This window comes from Hahella chejuensis KCTC 2396 (genome assembly GCF_000012985.1).
GTDB lineage: Bacteria > Pseudomonadota > Gammaproteobacteria > Pseudomonadales > Oleiphilaceae > Hahella > Hahella chejuensis.
The window spans coordinates 6,789,752-6,809,430 of sequence record NC_007645.1 but is presented as its reverse complement, the minus strand read 5'-3'; the positions used below and the strand labels follow the sequence as shown (position 1 = coordinate 6,809,430).

Annotated in this window: 15 protein-coding genes; 6 read left to right on the top strand and 9 right to left on the bottom strand. The window is 56.8% G+C overall.

Features of this window, described 5'->3' with window-relative positions; all coding sequences use genetic code 11:
• Window positions 1-9: 9 nt before the first annotated feature.
• Window positions 10-912, top strand: coding sequence for a metallophosphoesterase family protein (locus HCH_RS30185; protein WP_011400373.1), 903 nt, complete (start codon window positions 10-12; stop codon window positions 910-912).
• On the opposite strand, the gene HCH_RS30180 is transcribed toward HCH_RS30185, so the two are convergent.
• The 3 genes from HCH_RS30180 to HCH_RS30170 form a co-directional block, all read right to left on the bottom strand.
• Window positions 861-1,844, bottom strand: a complete 984-nt coding sequence (locus HCH_RS30180; protein WP_011400372.1) for a calcium/sodium antiporter — start codon at window positions 1,842-1,844, stop codon at window positions 861-863. The genes HCH_RS30185 and HCH_RS30180 overlap by 52 nt on opposite strands.
• 73 nt (window positions 1,845-1,917) lie before the next feature.
• On the bottom strand, window positions 1,918-4,416 hold the full coding sequence (locus HCH_RS32845) for a bifunctional diguanylate cyclase/phosphodiesterase (RefSeq protein ID WP_011400371.1): 2,499 nt from the start codon (window positions 4,414-4,416) through the stop codon (window positions 1,918-1,920).
• Window positions 4,417-4,419: 3 nt separating this feature from the next.
• A complete protein-coding gene (locus HCH_RS30170) occupies window positions 4,420-5,490 on the bottom strand; it encodes a polyamine ABC transporter substrate-binding protein (RefSeq protein WP_011400370.1) in 1,071 nt (356 codons plus the stop codon).
• 424 nt (window positions 5,491-5,914) lie between these two features.
• Here HCH_RS30170 and HCH_RS30165 point away from each other — a divergent pair, with 424 nt between their 5' ends.
• Window positions 5,915-6,202, top strand: a complete 288-nt coding sequence (locus HCH_RS30165; protein ID WP_011400369.1) for a GIY-YIG nuclease family protein — start codon at window positions 5,915-5,917, stop codon at window positions 6,200-6,202.
• A gap of 676 nt (window positions 6,203-6,878) precedes the next feature.
• Here the strand turns inward: HCH_RS30165 and HCH_RS30160 are convergent.
• Both HCH_RS30160 and HCH_RS30155 read right to left on the bottom strand, forming a co-directional pair.
• Window positions 6,879-8,504, bottom strand: coding sequence for a PKD domain-containing protein (locus HCH_RS30160; RefSeq protein WP_011400368.1), 1,626 nt, complete (start codon window positions 8,502-8,504; stop codon window positions 6,879-6,881).
• Window positions 8,505-8,596: 92 nt separating this feature from the next.
• Entirely contained in the window at window positions 8,597-9,403 is an 807-nt protein-coding gene (locus HCH_RS30155; protein WP_011400367.1) for a hypothetical protein, read from the bottom strand.
• A gap of 356 nt (window positions 9,404-9,759) precedes the next feature.
• Between HCH_RS30155 and HCH_RS30150 the strand changes: the two genes are divergently transcribed.
• The 4 genes from HCH_RS30150 (at window position 9,760) to HCH_RS32840 (ending at window position 16,613) form a co-directional block, all read left to right on the top strand.
• A complete protein-coding gene (locus HCH_RS30150; RefSeq protein WP_011400365.1) occupies window positions 9,760-11,880 on the top strand; it encodes a winged helix-turn-helix domain-containing protein in 2,121 nt (706 codons plus the stop codon).
• A 193-nt stretch (window positions 11,881-12,073) separates the two neighbouring features.
• The gene (locus tag HCH_RS30145; protein WP_011400364.1) at window positions 12,074-14,731 is read left to right on the top strand and encodes a fibronectin type III domain-containing protein; all 2,658 of its coding nucleotides are present in this window, start codon (window positions 12,074-12,076) and stop codon (window positions 14,729-14,731) included.
• Between the two features lie 56 nt (window positions 14,732-14,787).
• A complete protein-coding gene (locus HCH_RS30140) occupies window positions 14,788-15,351 on the top strand; it encodes a cohesin domain-containing protein (RefSeq protein WP_011400363.1) in 564 nt (187 codons plus the stop codon).
• An 80-nt stretch (window positions 15,352-15,431) separates the two neighbouring features.
• Window positions 15,432-16,613, top strand: a complete 1,182-nt coding sequence (locus HCH_RS32840) for a HupE/UreJ family protein (protein ID WP_011400362.1) — start codon at window positions 15,432-15,434, stop codon at window positions 16,611-16,613.
• Window positions 16,614-16,716: 103 nt separating this feature from the next.
• Here HCH_RS32840 and HCH_RS32835 read toward each other — a convergent pair whose 3' ends face one another.
• From HCH_RS32835 to HCH_RS30115, 4 genes are all read right to left on the bottom strand, one after another.
• Window positions 16,717-17,340 carry a DUF2799 domain-containing protein gene (locus tag HCH_RS32835; RefSeq protein ID WP_011400361.1) on the bottom strand — a complete coding sequence of 208 codons (624 nt, stop codon included), beginning with the start codon at window positions 17,338-17,340 and terminating at the stop codon, window positions 16,717-16,719.
• A 138-nt stretch (window positions 17,341-17,478) separates the two neighbouring features.
• Window positions 17,479-17,790, bottom strand: coding sequence for a hypothetical protein (locus HCH_RS30125; protein ID WP_011400360.1), 312 nt, complete (start codon window positions 17,788-17,790; stop codon window positions 17,479-17,481).
• 33 nt (window positions 17,791-17,823) lie between these two features.
• A complete protein-coding gene (locus tag HCH_RS30120; protein WP_011400359.1) occupies window positions 17,824-18,648 on the bottom strand; it encodes a formylglycine-generating enzyme family protein in 825 nt (274 codons plus the stop codon).
• A 19-nt stretch (window positions 18,649-18,667) separates the two neighbouring features.
• Window positions 18,668-19,657 carry a hypothetical protein gene (locus tag HCH_RS30115; RefSeq protein WP_011400358.1) on the bottom strand — a complete coding sequence of 330 codons (990 nt, stop codon included), beginning with the start codon at window positions 19,655-19,657 and terminating at the stop codon, window positions 18,668-18,670.
• Window positions 19,658-19,679 lie beyond the last annotated feature (22 nt).

Below are 19,679 nucleotides of genomic sequence, written 5' to 3'. Positions count from 1 at the left end.
GAGGCATTCATGACAACGATGCAGGACAGATATGACCTCGGTGCGATCAATGGCGCAGTGATGGTTTTCGGCGGTCCCTATGGCAACCTGCAGGCGACCCAGGCGCTGCGCAAACGCGCGGAGGAACTGGGCGTTCCGCCGGAGCGGATTATCTGTACCGGCGACGTCGCCGCCTATTGCGCGGAACCGCAGGCGGTGGTGGATACATTGCGCGAGTGGGGCGTGCATGTGCTGATGGGCAATTGTGAAGAGTCCCTGGCTGACGACGCCGATGACTGTGGCTGCGGCTTCGCCGTCGGCAGCCAGTGCGCCATATTATCGGAAGACTGGTACGGATACTGCCGGAAAGCGTTATCCACGGAAGCCCGGGCCTGGATGGGCGTCTTGCCGCGCCGCATCCATCTGCAATTAGGGCCCTGGCGCGCTGCTGTAATCCATGGCGGCGCTGAGATTCTGAATCGATTCATCTTCGCCTCCACTCCGATTGAGACTAAGCGGGAGGAAGTGGCGCATTGCGATGCGGATCTGGTGATCGCCGGGCATTGCGGCATTCCATTCACCCAGTTTGTGGACGGAGCGGTCTGGCATAACCCGGGCGTCATCGGCATGCCCGCCAACGACGGCTCCAGCGAAGTCTGGTGGGGACTGTTGCAGGTGGATAGCGAAGGTCGTTTGCGCATCGAGCATCAGCGCTTGCGTTATGACCACCTCGCCGCCCAGGAAAGCATGCGCCGCAATGGGCTCCACAACGGCTACGCCAGAGCGCTCTCCTGCGGCCTGTGGCCCAGTATGGATGTACTGCCGCCGACGGAGCGCGCGCAACAAGGCGCGCCTCTGTCATTCCCGGCGGAGTGGGTGTTTCAGGCGAGAGACGCCTGCGACAGCGCTGACTGCACCAGCCAGATCGTATAGGCGGCGTAACAGGCGATCAGCAGGCCGCCTTTGTTACGGTTGATCACTCCGTGGCTGGCGCGGCTGTAGCAAAACGCGAACAGGGTGAGGGTGAGGAAACCCATGACGGGAAAGTCGCGATAGAGAATGTCCGAGTCCGTGCTCAAGGGGTGGATGGCGCCGGCGATGCCGATCACCGTCAGGGTGTTGAACAGGTTGGAGCCAATGACATTACCCAGCGCGATATCGTGTTCCCCCTTACGGGTGGCGGCGATGGCGGCGGCCAGTTCCGGCAGTGAGGTGCCGATGGCGACGATGGTCAGGCCGATAATCAGGTCGCTGACGCCGAAGTACGAGGCCGTCTCCACCGCTCCCCACACTAACATGCGGGAACTGGCTGTGAGCAGCACCATGCCGATGACGAGCCAGAACAGCGCCATCTTCAGACTCATATGATCCTGTTCGTATTCCAATTCCAGTTCGCCCACCAGGGCGTCGCCGTCTCCCTTTAGCCCGGTCATGATCGACCAGCCCATCACTATCACGAAAATGCCTAGCAGGATGAAAGCGTCCACTCTGCTCAGGTGCTTATCCAGCAACAGTAAGATGGCGACGGCGCTGACGCCGATCAGGATGGGAAGCTCCCGGCGCACGATGCCGGATTTAACGGCGATAGGACTCAACAGGGCGGTGACGCCGAGTATCAGAGCGATATTGGTGATGTTGGAGCCGATGGCGTTGCCAAGCGCCAGCCCGGGGCTGCCGTCCAGTGCGGCAAGCGCGGACACCACCATTTCCGGCGCGGAAGTGCCGAAACCGACGATCACCATGCCGATCAGCAAGGCGGGCATGCCGGCGTGCTTGGCGGTGGCTGCGGCCCCGTCCACGAAACGGTCGGCGCTCCAGAGCAGGACGATTAACCCGACGAAAATAGCGGCTGCGGCGATCAGCATAGGCTCCTCAATGCGGCGTTAACGTTGAGGGCCGTAATCTATCAGATACTTAGCGTCAGCCCAAGGGGAGGGGTCAGGGGCGCCAGCTCGACTCTACCTGGGTGTGTTGTCGCAGAAAATCACGCATGCCGTCCGCCGGCAGAGGCTTGGCGACATAGTAGCCCTGGATCAGATCGCAACGATGCAGACTGAGAAAATCCAGCTGCGTGCGCTCCTCCACGCCTTCGGCCACCACCTCAATGCTGAGCTCTTTGGCCAGCGCCAGAATCGCTTTGATGATCGCCCGCCCCTGGCTGTCGTGATTGATTTTATCGACGAAGGATTTATCGATTTTGAGCTGGTCGATCGGCAGGTCGCGCAGAGACGCGAGAGAGGAGTAGCCGGTGCCGAAGTCATCCATGGAAATACTTACGCCCAAATTTTTCAAGGCGTTCAACTTATCCACGCCGACCTTGTCGGACTGCATCATGGCGGTCTCGGTGATCTCCAGATCCAGACAGTCCGGAGGCAGGCCGCTATGGGCCAACGCCTCCCGGGTGACAGCGACGATATCGGTGGAGCTGCTGAACTGCACCGCGGAGATGTTGACCGACATACGGATCTCATCCAGACCTTGGGCCTGCCACTCTCTGCACTGACGACAGGCCTCTTCCAGCACCCAGCGGCCAATCTCAATGATCTGGCCGGTTTCCTCCGCAATGGGGATAAATTCCACTGGCGACACAAAGCCGCGCTCGGGATGACGCCAGCGCAGCAGCGCTTCGCAGCCCATCACATTACCGGCCAGCGCGGAAACCTGCGGCTGGTAATAAAGCTCGAACTGACCTTTCTGCAGGGCGCTGCGAATATCGCTGATAATCTGATGGCGCTCCACCGCCATATGATTCATTTTCGTGTCGAAATACTCGAAACCATTGCGGCCCTGACGTTTGGAGTGATACATGGCGATGTCGGCGCACTTCAATAATTCATGGGCGTCTTTGCCATCTTCCGGGTACACGGCGATGCCCACGGAAGCGCCCAGCAAAAAGCTGTGAGACTCGATCTGAAATGGCGCCTGCATGGCGTCCAGCAGTCTTTTCACGATGTGTGAGATATCCATGGGGGAGTGCAGATGGTTGACCACGATGGCGAACTCGTCGCCGCCGATGCGCGACATTTTGGTCGCCTCCATGGCTTCATACTGCGCCGACATATCCGCCACCATATCTTCGGCGCGCAATACGTTATGCAGGCGTTGGGATATTTCCTTCAGCACCAGATCGCCGGCTTCGTGGCCGAGGGAGTCATTGACGTCCTTGAAGCCGTCGATGTCTATGTACAGCAGGCCGAGCCGAAAGTGATGGCGCGCCGCTTCCGCGATGGCGCGATGCAGGAAAGCGCCGAAAGTATGTCGATTGGCGAGTCCGGTCAGACTGTCGTGGTATGCGATAAACGTCAATTTTGATGCGGTGGCGCGCAGATTGCCGTCCATGCTTTTAAAGGCTCTGGCCAACTCGCCGATTTCATCCCGTCGTCGCAATGTGGATTGAAAGTCCCGGGCGGCTTCCGGCGGCGTTTCCGCATGGCTTTCTCCCAGCAGGTGGGCTAACTGAGTGACCCGCGAAATCGGTTTGATCAATTGGCCGTGCACCACGCTGAATATCAGCGCGCTGGTGACGAGGATCAACACCAGGGTCAGCCAGGCGGCCTGATTGGCCAGATAAAACGCGTTTTCTTTCAATTCGCTCATAGGCCAGACGCCCACGATGCGCAGGTCGGGTAGAACTTCCCGTTGCAGGGTCAAATAGTAATTGCCGGGTTCGCCGATCACGATGGCTTCGCGATTTTCGGAGGGAGGAGGAAGATGCTCGAACACTTCGCGATGGCTTGAGGAGTGCTCCTCACTTTCGTGAAAGTAAGGGTTTCCGGCGGCGTCAACCAGCATCACATGGCCGTGTTTGCCAATATGGGCGGCGTAAATGCTTTTGGCGATATCGTCAAGGCGGCTGGCGATCACCAGACTGCCGGCCCGATCGCTCTCATCGATGGTTCTCCAGTCCGTGAAGGTAGAAAGGGAAATGGAGGCGCCCACCAGAAGCAGAGGCGCGCCTGAGACGGCGCGGATAACGCAGGTCTTTTCTTTTTCAGGCTGTCCTTTGTCTGTGTTGATCCAGGCTTGGGTTATCGCGTCGGCGTTGTCTTTGTAGGCTGGCTGAGGGAGGCTGGTTTGTGGTTTGCCGTTAGCGTCCAGAACCCGCATGTCGATGTATTCGGGAAAAATCTCCTGGTAAGAGCGAAACAGCTCCAGCACCGGGCGATAAAACAGGAAGAACCGTTGCTCCTCGTCATCAGTCATGAAGTACTGACGAATCAAGTTTGATTTAGATATCAGGCGCAGATTGCCCTGCGCGACGTCGATTCGGCGCTGCAGGTTCGCCTGGGCCACATTCAGCTGGCCCACCAGTTGATCATTAACCTGCTCCAGAAAGTTTTCTGACTGGCGGTGATACAGCAACAATCCTGCGACGATCAATGGCAACATGATCAATGGCAGCAGCATCAATGTAATTCGGGTTTTGAGTCTGAGCATGCGTTATTGAGACGTGATGGTGACGAAATCTGAGATCACTCTCCGCATGCTCGAGGCGGGGATTCGCTCTAATTGCTCAAAGCGCGTCAGGCTCTTGGCGGAGGGATAAATCACGGGATTATTCAAAAAGCTTTTGGGCAGTTGCTGCTCCGCCGTAATGTTGGCGGTGGCGAAAAAGATGCTTTGAGTGTTGCGGGCGTTGATGGCCGGATCGTGAATAAAATTGATGAACTGCAACGCGAGATCCTTACTGTTCGATTTGGTCAGCACAGCGATGGAGTCCAGCCATAAGCCGCTGCCCTCCATGGGGTATACGAAGTCGATATTGGCGTTGCGCTGCATCAGGTTCAAGGCGTCGCCGTTATACGCCATCGCCAGCCATACTTCGCCGCTGAACAAGTCCATGCCTTCACCTGCAAGCGGGTTGCGATAGGCGCGCACGTAGGGCCGCTGTTTGCGCAGCAGATCCGCGGCGGCGTCCAGCTCGGCCTCGTCGATGGAATTGACCGAATACCCTAATGACTTCAACGCCATACTGAACGCTGTCGAGGCGGTGTTGATCACCAGTATTTTTCCCTTTAGCGCCTCCACCGGGCGAAACAGGTCCATCCATGAGGTCGGCGGCCGCGGCGCCAGATCCTTGCGGTAAATAATGCCGATGCTGCCCCAGGCGTAAGGAGCGGTTTGCAGCTCTTCGGGTAGATCTTTCTTCTTCAGGGGATAGCGCACGTGTTTCAGATTGGGCAGATCGGACTTGCGAAAAGTTTCCAGCCAGCCCCGGGCGTGGTAAGGCTCGCGCATTAGTTCATCGAAGATCAGCAGGTCGAACCCGGCGCCCCCGGTGTTAGCCATAATCAGGTCGCGTTCGTCATCGTCTTCATAATAGACCTGCCGCACTTTGGTGTTGTATTTGGCCTCAAAAACTTCAATCACCTTGGGGTCCATATAATCTTCCCAGGTGAGAATCACCAAAGTATCCTCCGCAACAGCCGTCGCACTGGCCGCAATGCCTGATAACACGAGGCATAAAGTGAGCGCGAGGCCGCCTCTTAACAAGGGCGTGAAAAGACGCATGCTGATTCCTGAAAGTCCCCGTCAGCTCCGCCGTAAACCCGGGAATGGCGGGCGCTGGTGTTTTTCTTGGTTATAGTGAGTATAGATGAGTCCGTGAAGATGGCGTTGGCGGGCGAGGTATTTTCATGCGAACTACTGAGAGTCAAGGCTGACAGGTATCGACAAATCAGTAAGATAGGCTGTTTTGGGGGGCGTATTGAGTCTAAAGGCTCATGATGGACTTCTACTTTGATTACTTGAATAAAAAATATGGCGGTTTGGGCGATTATTGAATATCAGGCTGAGCTCCTTTTCGTGCAGCGCTTCCCCCTAGAACTCCTCCCATTCTATTAGTAATACTTGCTGGCGCCCTAATGATCCACCGTTCGTCCTGAGCCTGTCGAAGGACTTCCTAGAGCGATAAATATCAAAAAGGAGTTTGAGGTTGAGTTTTTTCACCTACATCCTGAAGTGTGCGGATAACAGTTACTACACCGGACACACAGATAATCTTGAAGGGCGTATTTATCAACATAATGAGGGCGTGTTTCCTGATTGCTATACGTTTAACCGTAGACCTTTGACGCTGGTTTATTCTCAAATGTTTGCGACGCGTGAAGAAGCCTTGGCCTCGGAAAGACAGATCAAGGGATGGAGTCGGGCGAAGAAGGAAGCGTTGATTAACGGTGATTGGGAGGCAGTGGTGCGTTTGTCCAAGTCCAGGGGTAGGTAGTGTTGGTGGAGACGCTCTGGGAGGTCCTTCGACGAGCTCAGGACGAACGGGGTGTGACTGGGAGTTTGGGAGGCGATGGTTTGTTTGTGCGACGCTCTAGAAGGTCCTTCGACGAGCTCAGGACGAGCGGGGTGTGTCGGGGAGTTTGGGAGGTGGTTTGTTTGTGCGACGCTCTGGGAGGTCCTTCGACAGGCTCAGGACGAACGGGGTGTGACTGGGAGTTTGGGAGGCGATGGTTTGTTTGTGCGACGCTCTGGAAGGTCCTTCGACGAGCTCAGGACGAGCGGGGTGTGTCGGGGAGTTTGGGAGGTGGTTTGTTTGTGTGACGCTCTGGAAGGTCCTTCGACAGGCTCAGGACGAGCGGTGCATCATTAGAGCTCCACAGTGTATTGCTATGACGAAAGGGATTGGGGTCTTCAAAAGGAGCGCGTCAGGATATTTGGAGTTTACTCCGCACCTCCAGACTTTACCCAATATTACTCTGTTCACTCCAGCATCCCCGCTCGTCCTGAGCTTGTCGAAGGACCTCACTGAGCCATGCGATACAGTATCCACCGTTCGTCCTGAGCTCGTCGAAGGACTTCCCAGAGCGTTTCATTAAAAGAACTCCGCCAGCGCTGTGTTGGAGAGTCTGGCGGAGTTTTTTACGAGAGGGACGAGTTATTCAGCGCCCGTCTCACCATTCATCATCGTCAATAATCACAGGTACTTCCGTATAAGCGCCGCCTTTCTGGGTGACGCGGATGACGTAGTAGCCGTTGACGCTGTAGTTGTGGGATACGGTTTGCTGTGAGCCCAGGTTATTGAGCGCTACGCGGGTTCCGTCGCCCCAGTCTACGGTGTAGTCGCGGGGATGTCTGGAGACGATGTCTCCCACGCAGCTACGGATGGAGACCGGTAGATTCACCTTGGTCGGAACGGCGGCGTCATAGGCGGGACGCAGTTCCGGGGATAGGGCGGTGCTATAGGGTTTCAGGAAGTCGAAGAAAACCAGCCCGGTGCGCCAGATCTGCCAGTATTGCGGCCGGAGAATGTAGATGCCGAATACCTTGGCTTCTCCGGTCAGGCCGAAGCGAAAATCCACTGTGCCCAGGGCGGCGTTGACCGTCTCACGAACACCGTTGTTGTCGCCATCGCCACAGAGGTTGCCATAGTAGCCAAACAGCTCAATGGGGAAGGACGGCTTGGCGCCGATCTGCGCGTACAGGAACCATTCGCCATAAACGATGCCCTTCGCCGCTACCTGCAAGTAGGGCTCCAGGTTGACCTTGGCGCTGATTTCCGCACCCAGACTGTTGCGCAGGTCGCCGCTCAGATTCTGGTGGTGCGCGCTGTTCTTGGTGCAGGCATGGGTAGTGCAGGTGTAGTCAAAATCACCCTTGTAGCGGATGGGTTTGACGGCGGCGATCTTGCCGGTGGCTTGCACCTGAATATTGCCAGTGCCCACTTCGATAGGCAGCTTCAGCTTTACCAGGACGGGAACCGGGCCGACGAAAAACACGGTTTCCATCAGCTTGGGCTCGGCGATCTCCCAGTTTAGGTTGCCGAAGTCATGCTTGGCCACGCCGGTCAGGCTGAACTCGCCGGAGACGTCATAGTTGGACTTGGCCACGACATGGCGCACTTTGAACTTATAGGGGATGCAGAACTTGCGTTTGTACTTGTAGTGCAGCTCCAGGCGCACATCGGCGTCCACATTCATATTGCCGGCGAAATCAATGTAGGCGTTGTCCTGACCAAAACGTTTGTTATGGCTGAACGTCTTGTCGATGCTCTTATCGAAGGACTTGCTCTTATCCTTCCAGCCGCCGCACCCCAGCAGACGTGAGGAGCGCGCGCCCAGAGGGCTGTCGTCTGTGTCCGGCTGCAGGCCGAACTCATCCATATAGAGCTGCGCTTCCGCCTGGGAGGTCAGGTTGGCGCCGCGGCGGTCGATGATCCAGGCGTCGAAGGTGTCCGCGAAAGGGCGGTCTTCTCCGGTGCGGTTGGCGGTAAGCCAGTTACCGTTATCTTCGCGGATTTCCTGCTCCAGTTCTTCTTTCTCCGCCAGTGGTAAGCCGCCGTACAGGTATGCGTTTTCAACGCCGACGCGGCTGTGGATGTAGTAGAGTTCGACGTTGCGGGACAGGCCCTGATCGTCGGTAGTGGTGATCTGTTTGAGTTCGAATCCGTCGCCGGATATCAAAACGGTTTCGTTGATGCTCGTCTCAGCGTTCGCCGCGCCGGAGATCAGGAAACACAATGCAAAGCCGGCGACCGCAAGCTTTTTGCATAAGCCGGCCAGAGATCGGTATGCGGACATATTGAATTCCTTTGGGAAGTACGGGCGCGACAAGGCCGCGCCCATGCGGGATGATGACTAAATGTCTAGGTGACTGGCGCTAGCGCCGTTGCTCACCAGGGACCGTCTGGATCGCATTCACCGTTGCAAGTGTCCTTGTCGGCGATAGTTTTCGCCGTACCGCCGCTCTGCACCGCCAGCGCCTTCAACTGACTGATTTCGTCAGAAGGCATGGTGCGCGCCAGGGAGCTGCGCTCCAAATCCGACACCGTCAGCATCTCTTCCAGGTCGCCCAGTTCTACCAGGTCTTTGTCGGCTCTCGCCGCACGCAGTCCCACGTTGCCGCTGACAAGAATATCCACGTCGAACTGGATGACCGGGTTGGCCAGGATTTTCGGCTTCACCTTGTTGTCCACATAATTGGCGCCGCCGCATGCGCCGGACGCGTTCTCGCCTGCGTCGGTGACGATGGTCATCATCAGCTTGTCGCCGTCAGCGTAGAGGCTGCGCAGAGAGTCGGCGCTTTCACAAAGCGCGTCCCCCAGGGCGGTGTTGCCGGAGCAGGATACGCCGCTCAGGTCGGAGCGAAGTTTATTGAGGAAGGTGTTCCATTGCGTGCTGCCAACCGGAAGCACCGACGCCACATGCTGATAGCCGCCGCTGATGGAGCGCAGCGAACCGCGGCCGTCGAACACGCGGATATCCAGGTAATCGCCATTAAATCTGCTGACGAAAGACGCGGCCTTGGAGACCATCAATGTCTTGCCGAACTCACAGCGGCTGGCGCCGTCCCAGCGTGGAGAAGACATGGAACCGGTTTTGTCGAATAAGAGCACGCCGCGAGTATCCGCTGCTGCAGTTCCCGCCATGGAGCCCAGTAGCGCGGCGCCGCAGAGGACGCCTAAAGTTAACTTTTTCATGAAGTTTCCTTTTCCTATATGCCGTAAAAATAGTTGTTGTATCTGCGCCTTGAGAGGCCTGCTCAAACTAATGATTCGGCGTTGTGAAAACCTGAAAAAGTTTTGTAAAGGCAAGGAAAAAACCTGAAATTTTTATTGAATTTACGGCGCGCCGCAGGGAGGGGAGCGTCAGCGATAGCTAAAAGATGTAAGCGGTAGCGCAAAAAATACTGATAGAATGGCGCGTTCCAACCACGGCGTTGGAAAGAGGCTCTACTACTCCAAACAATGACTGACGCCAAATCATGACGACGGCTGTCCGCAGATAATTAACCAGTCGACCTCAGCTAAGAAAAGGAATAACAAGGAAACGGATAATGGACGGCAAAGGGATAGACTCGGAAGTCGCTTCTCCTGTTCTGAATAACCGCGGTAAAGCTGACTTTGACGACGCCATGGAAGAATACAACATCGCCGGCGTCTGGTTATTCAACCCTCGCAATCAGACTATCGCCCGGGCCGACGGTCTGGTTCATCAGGTGCGCGCCAAAACCTGCGATGTACTCGCCCTGTTGATTCGTCACCATGATCGGGTAGTGACGACGGAAGAGTTTTTCGACCAGGTCTGGGAAGGGCGCTTTGTTGGTGAGAATGTCCTGAAGCGGAGCATTTTCGAGCTTCGCCATATCTTTGAAGATAAATCCCGCGACTATATCGCCACTGCGCCCAAGCGCGGTTACCGACTGAAAGCCGCAGTGGCGCTGGTGCGCCCCGATCCGCCTGAGCCAGAGACGATGACCCCGCCCGCCAGCGCGGAGGCGGAGCAAGCGCCGTCTGACGTTACGGTTTCGCCTGCGCCAGTCGCAACGATTCCGACAGCGTCATGGTATTCCCGATTGGATCTTAAGCGTCTGGCCGTCGGCGGATTCTTTCTATTTCTGCTGATCTGGGGGATGACGCAAAAACAGGCGTTGCGGCAGGCGCAAGAGGATAATCTGCAACTCCAGAACGACTCCGCGCAAATGAACCGCTTCATGTTGGATATGCTGGCGCGCTACAAGACCACGGGCAGTCGCCATGAAAGCGCGCTGAAAGCGATGCTCGACGAAGAACGCCCACGTATCGACCAACGTAAGCTGTCTCCGGCGGAACGCCTGCGTCAGTTGCGTTTTCTCGCCGCCTGTTATCTGGCTGGCGGGCATTACGCCGACGCGCGTATGGTGCTGGATCAGAGCGTCAGAATGGGCGAAGAGATTCACGGCCAGGATGCGGAAGAGGTCATTCGCATAAAGTTCGCTCTGGTGGAAACCCTGGTGGCGATGAATGAAAGGCAGGCGGCGTATGATACGGCGCGCTATACCCTGGACCTCATCCGTACGGCGCGCGAAGCGGATAAAGAGTTGCTGGCGCACGGCTATTACTGGATGGCGATGGCGCAACTGGAATGTATCTATCCATACTGCGACCGCCCCAAAGCCTTGGCGTCGGGGAAACAAAACGCAGAGGCGGCGATGGCTCTGTTTTCCGAGAGTCTGGGTGCGGACGCCACCGAGACCGGCGATGCGCTCTGGCTGCTGAACTGGTTCGTTACCGACAGTGCGCGCAAGGTTGAGATCAGTCGTCGCGCGCTGGATATCTATCAGGCCAATCTGGGGGAGCTGGATGAGAAAACCGCAGCAGCCTACGCGGAACTCAGCCGCACCCTCGCCACCTGGGGCGGCGATCTGGAGTCCGGGGAGCGCTATATGCTGAAAGCCCTCGCGATCCGTCAGAAGCTGTACCCCGAGAATCACTACCAAGTGGGTCAAACCTATCGCTATCTGGGCGAGCAGTACATGTTCATGAATCAACCGGAGTTGGCGGCGGGTTATTTCGTCAAAGCCTCTACCGTGATTGGCGCAGTGAAAGGCGCCGGCGATCCGGAGAACCTGGAGGCGTTAATGTGGCTGGCGAAAGCCAATCTGTACAGGGAAAAATGGTCCCTGGCGGAGAGCGCTATCGCGCAGGCGATGGAGATTATCGCCTCCCACCAGATCACCCCGCCCTATTATCTGCTGCAGGAAATGAAAGCGGTGGAGATGCGGGTTAAATCGGAAACGCTGGCGCGAGAAAGCAGCCTGGATGAACTGATGGCGGACATTAAACTCAATCGCATGTTGGGACTGAAAGCAAAAAACACCTTTGCTACGGCGGTGGTGGAGCATGAGTACCAGACCCTGCTGTTACGCAAGGAACCCGGTTGGCTGGATGAGACCCGTTACATAGACACCTTCAATCTGTTTTTGGACGACTATCTGCGTTTGAATCGTTATTTCGTGCAGCCGGATCTACAGTTTGTTGCGTCCCGCAGTATGCGCTTGTGCCGTCGCAAAAGCGAAGCCCTGTGCGGCAGCCTGATGGAAGCGTTGCAGCGTCGCAGTCTCGACCTGCCGGAACAGGTCATCGCCCAATCCGATTCTGGAGAGCTGGTCAGAACCAGCGTGGTCGAGCCGTTTTGAATTCATAAAACTGTCGCACAAGCGTCACTTAACTGACCTTAAGTTGAAACGCGCTCCCTCTCTAATAGCCGGGATTTTTCATTTCAAAATACCAAATTCCGAAAATACAGGCTGATTCCCTTCCAGCGACTACACTGTCCCGGAGGTGAAGCGGAAGTCGCCTGAAAATCCTGGCAACGAGGGGGAGGGAAACATGCAACCCAGTTATCACAGGTTTGCTGCGGCATGCCTGGCGTTTCTATTGTCGCTGCTCGCCGCAGCGGCGTCTGCGGAAATCAAACCTTATTTGCAAAGTCCGACGGAGTCATCGATCTGGGTTTCCTGGAAAACGACGTCCGGCTCTGAATCCCGGGTCGAATACGGCGTGGCGGCGGATCGTCTGGATCAAAGCGTCAGCGGCGGCGTGCAGTCGCTAAGTTCGGACTATCAATACCACGGCGTGCAATTACAGGGGCTGCAAGCGGATACGCTGTATTACTATCGGGTGAAAACCGGCGCGGAAACATCGGCGGTGTATCGCTTTAAAACCCAGCCTGCGCGCGGGGACGGCTCCGGCCACTACCGCATTCTGGTCATGGGCGATCACCAGATTCGCAATGAAAACCGCTATGAACAACTGGTGAAGGCGGCGAAAGCCAAACTGGAAAACAAATACGCTGAGCCGATTGAAGAGGCCGTTAACCTGATTCTCAATGATGGCGACCAGGTGGATGTCGGTACGCTGGACCACTACGCCAATCTGCATTTCGCCCAATCGGCGGCGATTTCCCCGAACGTGCCTATCATGACCACCGTGGGTAACCATGAGTACTACTATGACGGCGACCTCAACAACTACCAGGCTCATTTTTTCTATGACGGCCTGAGCTATCAGGGCATTTCCGGCGCCGCCAACGAAAGCTACTACGCCTATCAGGTGGGCCGGCTGGTGGTGATTCACATGAACAGCATGAAAACCGACGCGGTGCAGCAGAACTGGTTGACTCAGGTTGTCGCCGCGGCGGACGCGGACGCCAGTGTGGACTGGATCATCAGCATCATTCACCACCCCTATCAGGCGGAGCAGTATATCGGCGACATTTCTCATCCCTTGCGCGACGCCTGGATGGCGATTCTGTCCAGCTCGCAAAAGCATGTGCTCAACATTGGCGGCCACCATCACCTGTACGCCCGCGGACAGACCCGGGATTGGCCGTCCTACCACATGATTTCCGGGGGCACTGCCTGGGATCAGTACTGGGGACAGTCCACGGAGAAAGACTTCGACGACGTGCAGAAAACCATCGCCAACTGGGCCTGGCAAATCATCGACCTCGATCTGCCGGCGCGGGAAATGACCGTGGAAACCTATGCGGAAGCGCATCCGTTGCTATATAAAACCAAAGGTTTCCACTACAACAGCCGGCTTATCGATTCCTTCCACCGCAAACTGGATTTGCAGAAGCCGTATCAGCCGAGCATTGACACCGAAGTGAAAGGGCCCGTCAGTCTTCCGTTCGTGTTTCACAGTTCCTCCTTCAGCAGCGGTGAGCCGGAAGAGATGAACAGCACTCAGTTTCAGATTGCCGCCGACGCAGGGTTCAACGACCTGAAAGTCGACAAAATCCGTGATTTTGAGAACATCTTCGGGGATACCGGCGCGCCGGAATATGAGCCGGTGGATATTCACGCCGGGGTGGATATTCTGGCCTGGGAAATTCCCGCCAATGGCCTGCCCAATGGCGATTACTACATCCGCGTGCGTCATCGCGATAAAAATATCCTCTGGTCGGACTGGTCCGAAGCCAAAGCCTTCACCATTTCCGGTAGCACCGACGGCGAACCGGGCCTTAGCGTCAGCAAGGATAAATATCGCAGCGGCGAAGATGTGGTGGCGCATCATCAGAACGGTTACGGCAACGCCAAAGACTGGGTGGGCGTGTATAAGAAAGGCCAGATACCCGGCGCTGTTCGCGCCACCAAGTGGTACTACGTGGACGGCCCGACCGGCAGCCTGACCTTCAGCGGCCTCGCTGATGGCGAATACTTTGTAGGCTTCTTCGAAAATGACGGCTATTCGGAAATAGCGGAGCGCGCCTATTTCTACATCGGTCCGGTGGCGGAGCTGTCCATGGCGGACACGGAATACGACGAAGGAGAGATCGCGACAGTCAGTTGGACCGGCTCCAGCGCTGGCGCCAAGGACTGGATTGGCGTATATCGCGTGGGCGAAGTTCCCGGCCAGCAGTCCTCCAGCGTATGGAAATATGCGCCGGAGACCGCAGGAACCCTGGACTTTTCCGGTCTGGCCAAGGGCTATTACTTCGCCGCATTTTTCATCAACGACGGTTATACCGAAATATCCAATCGAGTTCACTTCTCGGTCGGCGATCGCATCGCTGAACTGAGCCTGTTGAAAACCCACTTTGAGTCCGGTGAGGACATTGTCGCCAATTTCAGCGGCGGACCGGGAATCGCCAAGGATTACCTCGGCATTTTCGAGAAGGGCGCGGCGCCGGGCCAGACAGGCAGTGAGCTAGTGGCCTATCTGTATTTTGACGGGGCCGCCACCGGCAGCGTCACCTTTACCGAAAATTTACCTGACGGCGCGTATTTTATGGCCATGTACACCAACGACTCCTACACCGAAGTCTCCAATCGGGTGACGTTCAGTGTCGGCGAAGCGGCGGTGGCGGGAGATCTGAACGGCGATGGCGTGGCGGATGGCGCCGACCGGGATCTGCTGCGGAGCATGTTCGGAAAATGCAATGGCGACGCTGGGTATCAGGCGGATGCGGATTATGACGGCGATGGCTGCATCGGTCGTCAGGACTATCGGTTGTGGTACGCGATGTATAAGAGCGGGGGCTGAACTCCCCGTTCCTCTGGTTTCGATAGCTATTACTATTCAGTAGTCAGGAGTATTCCATGAAGTTGTTGCATTTTTTCGCTGTGATTCTGCTTGCTCTGTCGGCTTCCGCGCGGGCCTCATACATTTCATTTCAGGCGTCGACGGACCATATTGTGGTGGGTGATGCGTTCTATGTGGACGTGATCCTGGAGAAGCCGTTTGACGGCCTGTTCGAAGGCGATGAGCTATTGGCGTTTGGCTTTAATCTTGGCTATGACGCCGGTGTGCTTCAGCTAATCGACAGTACAATGGGAGCCCCTTGGGATGATGATTCCGCGCTGTTTCCCGGGATCGATGTGGCGGGGTCCGCATTTCCCGGTGTGACGGACGACAGCGGCGCCGGCCTGCTACTGGCGCGCTTGAGCTTCAGCGCCGTCGCAGCAGGACTGTCTCAACTGAGTCTGTTTGGCGACAGCGCTGCGAATCCAGATCTGGGGCTGTTGTATGTGTCGGGAAGCGATGTGATCGATGCGCGTAAGGATATGCGCATCTACTCCGTGCCGCAGCCTGCTTCAATGTGGATGTTGGCGTTGGGAGGTTTGGGACTGCTGGTGAGAAGGAAAGCCGCCGGCGTCCGCTAACAGGGAAATCATGGCCTCTGTCGCCGTAGTCGCGGCGGCGGAGCCTGAATACTGAAGGAAACCAGCCGTAGGCGTTAACTATGCTAAGGAAAATAATAATCTCAGTCAGTCTGTGGGCGTCATCCATGATGGCGTTCGCTCATTTAAGTGGGTTCACCGATACCTCCATTCAGATCGCCGAGCCCGGGGTCAAGCTTATCTACACGCTGCCCAGCGATAATCTGCTGGAGCTTGAGCCTAATGTGGACATGCGGGTAGAGGCTCCGGAGGCTTATCTGGCGCAAGTCGCCGCCGGGTGGTCCGTCTCTGCAGATAAACGGGCCTGTTTTCTGGAAGAGCGTCAGGCGACAGCGCTGCCGGACATTGAGTCCTATCAATACACGCTGACCTATCAGTGCCCGCAGGGAATGGACGCCGTCAGCATCCGATATCAGCTGTTCAACGAGCAATGGCGCGGCCATCAGAACTATGTGCGGGTGTTCATGGCGGACAACCGCATGCGCATGCGGTTTACCTTTGATCGCCAAACGCTGGATCTCCCAGTGGCGAAGCTGCTGCAGGAATGGAGCTCTCGACTGACAGCCGAATTTCTAGCCCTGGACCCTCATAGCCGCTTGGCGGTGGAGGGTTGGGAGAACCCGCTGGCGGATGAGCCAGGGGGTTTGGATACGTCCAGCGCGGCGCAAAGCGGCGTCATCGATCCTGCGTTTCTATGGGTGGGCATGGAGCATATCTGGCAGGGCGCGGATCATATTCTGTTCCTGATATGCCTGCTACTGGTGCCCGCATCGCTGGGACGCATACTGCTGTGGGCGACGTCTTTCACCTTGGCGCATTCAATTACCCTGGCGCTTTCCGCGTTTGACGTTATCTCCATACCACCCACCGTGACGGAACCTCTGATAGCCCTTACCATTGTTTTCCTGGGGCTGGAGAATCTGTATTACCTGGTGCGGCAAAATCGCGCGGATGTGGATTTGAACAGGGTATACCGCAATCGCTGGTGGGTGATTTTCTGTTTCGGGCTGATCCACGGCGTCGGCTTCAGCTATCTATTGCGGGAACTGAGCTCTGGAGAAGGCGTCTGGGGCCGGTTACTGATGTTCAATCTGGGAGTGGAGATCGGTCAGGTGGCGATCATCGCATTACTGCTGATACCCGCCTACGTTATGTTTAAGTGGCGTCATGGTCTGAAGCTCGGCGGCGTCTCCTCGTTGTTGACCAGCCTGGTGGGATTGATCTGGCTGGCGCAGCGGATTTAGATCGGTTGACTGCCCCTGTGTTAGACGGGGCGCGGTAGTAAAAAAGGGCGTCGCAGTGACGCCCTTCCTCGCTTGAACCTGTTGATAACCCTCCGTTAATGGTTTAGGGCTTCATCCAGGGTTGTTCGACAATAATACTGTCGATCACGCTTCGGTATTCCCGTATCTTCGCATCCAGGTGACGCAGCTCGTAATTGAGGTCGTCTCTGCGGTTTTCCAGCTCGCGCATTTGCTTCAGTAAGTCTCGGCGTTTCTGTGCGTCGCCGGAACCATTGACCAATTCGTCCTCAATGGCGTCAATTTTATCGCGGTTCTTATCCAGATCTTTCTCGGCGGTGTTGCGTTTGCCTTCTGCGTCTTTAATTTCTTTCTCCATATAACGGACGAATTGTCCGCTTTCAACGGCGCGCATAAATACCGGCTCCAGATCAGGCGGGCATTGGCCTTTGTAGGCGTCGCCGCCGCGGCCCAGGTCAAAACCATTCTGTGGCTTGCAGTAATTGCGGGCGCCGTCGTCAAAACCGGCGCGATAAGCGTCCAGATCAGGCGAGACATTATGATCCGAGCAGGCCTCTCTATGCTGCGAGAGGTAAGTGGCTGAGCGGCCGGCTACGCCGTCTTCATAGCCGATGACGCGCCAGTCTGCGTTGCGGCATTCGTTTTCGTTCATGGTGGCGCATGCGGAAAGATTCAGCAGCGCAGCTACGACAATAATGCGTCTGACCATTTGTTGGATCCCAAACTTCTGAAAAACAAGGCGGTCGCTGACAGCAAGTCATGCAACCCTGAGGTTAGAGATAATTTTAGTTGATAATCGGCAGTGTTGCTGTCAATGACTGTAACGAACTGTGAGCAGTCGGCGACGTCAATGGTTGTCGCGGCGTCTGACCACCACCATTTTTCCATACAGCATAGCGCCGAGCGCCACGCATCCGCCCAGAAAGGAGGCCAACGCCAAGGGAATCTGGTGAGGCCCGGGACCAAGCGCGAGGTTCGCCAGACTGGGAATCAGCAGGCCCAGTAAACCGGCGATATGCAGCCATGCCATTTGCGAGGTCAGGCGGAACCAGCAGCCGCAATTCGGACACTTACGCTCCACATTCACTCCGCTGCGGTGTGTCTGAATAAACTGTCTGGCTGAAAACGCTCTTTTGCAGTGGGGGCAGGTGGTTTTCATGATTGCGCTCCTGTTTAGAGGTTATCGCTCCGGTCAGGGGATTTCTCGTAAGACCCGGAAACCGATAGTTCTGACTCGCTCTTCCGGCCCGACGCCGGCTCTGATGGAGGGTTGCACATAAGGGCTGGCGTTCATCCAGGTTCCGCCTTTCACCACCTTGGCGCTACAGTCGCCGTCCATTCTCGGCGCCAAACTATCTCCCGCGCCTGCGTGACTCTCGTGATAACAGTCCAGTGTCCATTCCGCCACATTGCTGGAGACATCGAACAAGCCATAGGGATTGGCGCTGAAGCGTCCGACGGGTCCCGGATGGAACAGGGCGGTTCCCGCAGGACAGTCGCCCAGGTCTTTGTCGCAATGGTCTACGCCCTGGACGTAATCGTCGCCCCACCAGTAATGGGTTTGCGTTCCGCCGCGAGCGGCGTATTCCCACTCCGCCTCGCTGGGCAGGCGGTAGCTGTGTCCGCTTTGTTCGCTCAACCAGCGCGTATAGGCGACGGCGTCATCCCAGCTGACGTTGATGACGGGCTGATCGCCGCGGCCCCAGCCTTCATCCGAGGGTAAGTTACGCTGAGTGGCCTGGGCGAAGCGGTCGTAGTCCGCGAATCTGACCTCGGTGGCGCTGATAGCGTAGGGGCGTTGCGCCACGACTTCATGACGCGGTCCCTCGTCGGTGGAGACGCCATGGGGTTGGTCGCCGACTACGCCGACGCCCGCTGGTACGATGACCATACGCGGGGCTGCGCCGCCGTCCCTCAGAGAATCCTGCAGCCTGGATGGTGCGTTTTTCGCGGTCATCTGGGAGCACCCCGCCGTTAACGCAAGCAGGGCGCAACCGGTCAAAGTGATTGCGCGCATCGTTTGCCTTCCTGTCTGATTATTTCTGGCCGAAACCAATAATGAAGCCGATGCCGCCTTGCGCTGCGGTCATCGCGCCGGCGCTGCTTCCGTTTATCGTGATGCCGGAGCCCAGCAGTTCCAGGAACTTGGTGCGCATGAGGATCTGCACCTGGGTCTGTGTGTACACTTTCACTGCCTTACTGCCATCGTCGAGCATTCTGGCTCCGCTGAGAATTTCCTTGAGCAGCTTGCGGCTCTTCATCAACTCGGGATGGTCAAACTTCAGCAGTTCTTCCGCCAGACGTTTTCTGCTGGCGCGAGGCAGTTGTTGATACATCTTTAAGAGGTTGCCGCTGCCAATGCCCTTGTTGGACAGGAAGCGATAGAGGATGGCCTGATTACCCAAGGTTTTGACGACGTCGGCGATCTGAATGACGTCCAGTGCGATCATGAGAGCGCCGAACTCCGGGGATTCATCCAGCCACTCATTGTAGTGAGCGTTGCCGCGCACCACGTTGGTTGTGCGCCCGATGGCGACTCCGCACTGGAAAGTGGCGGCGCTGGTGGCGGCCATGGTCAGTGGCATGGCCGCCCAGGCTGCGCCTGCGGACACTGTGCCGCCGCCGGCTTCTCCAACCACCAGTATCCAGCCGATGGCTGCGCCGGTGCAGCTCAGACCTGCGTTGGTGAGCTCTTTGCCGAGGCTGGACTTGGCCGTCGCCACGACCTCTTCCTTACTGGCTTTGGGTGGAATCTGAACTTCCCGGATGTAGACGGTTTTGCCGTCAGCGCGACAGCTTTGGCGCAGTACTCTGACGTCAAACAGGGGAGGCGGATTCAATGGATCGCTACCGGCGACAAAGGTAACGGGACGCAGTGCGATGAAGGTGACGCCGGCGCCGTAGAACTCTTCCGAAGCGTCTAGCGCCAGATAGAGTTGAGCGAGTTTAGAGTCTGGAAAATAGCGTCTGACCTTACTTTCGGTGGAGTCAACGAAAATAGAAGTCGTCAGGTTTGCAGCGCCCATAAAAAACTCCTTGCGTTCTTGC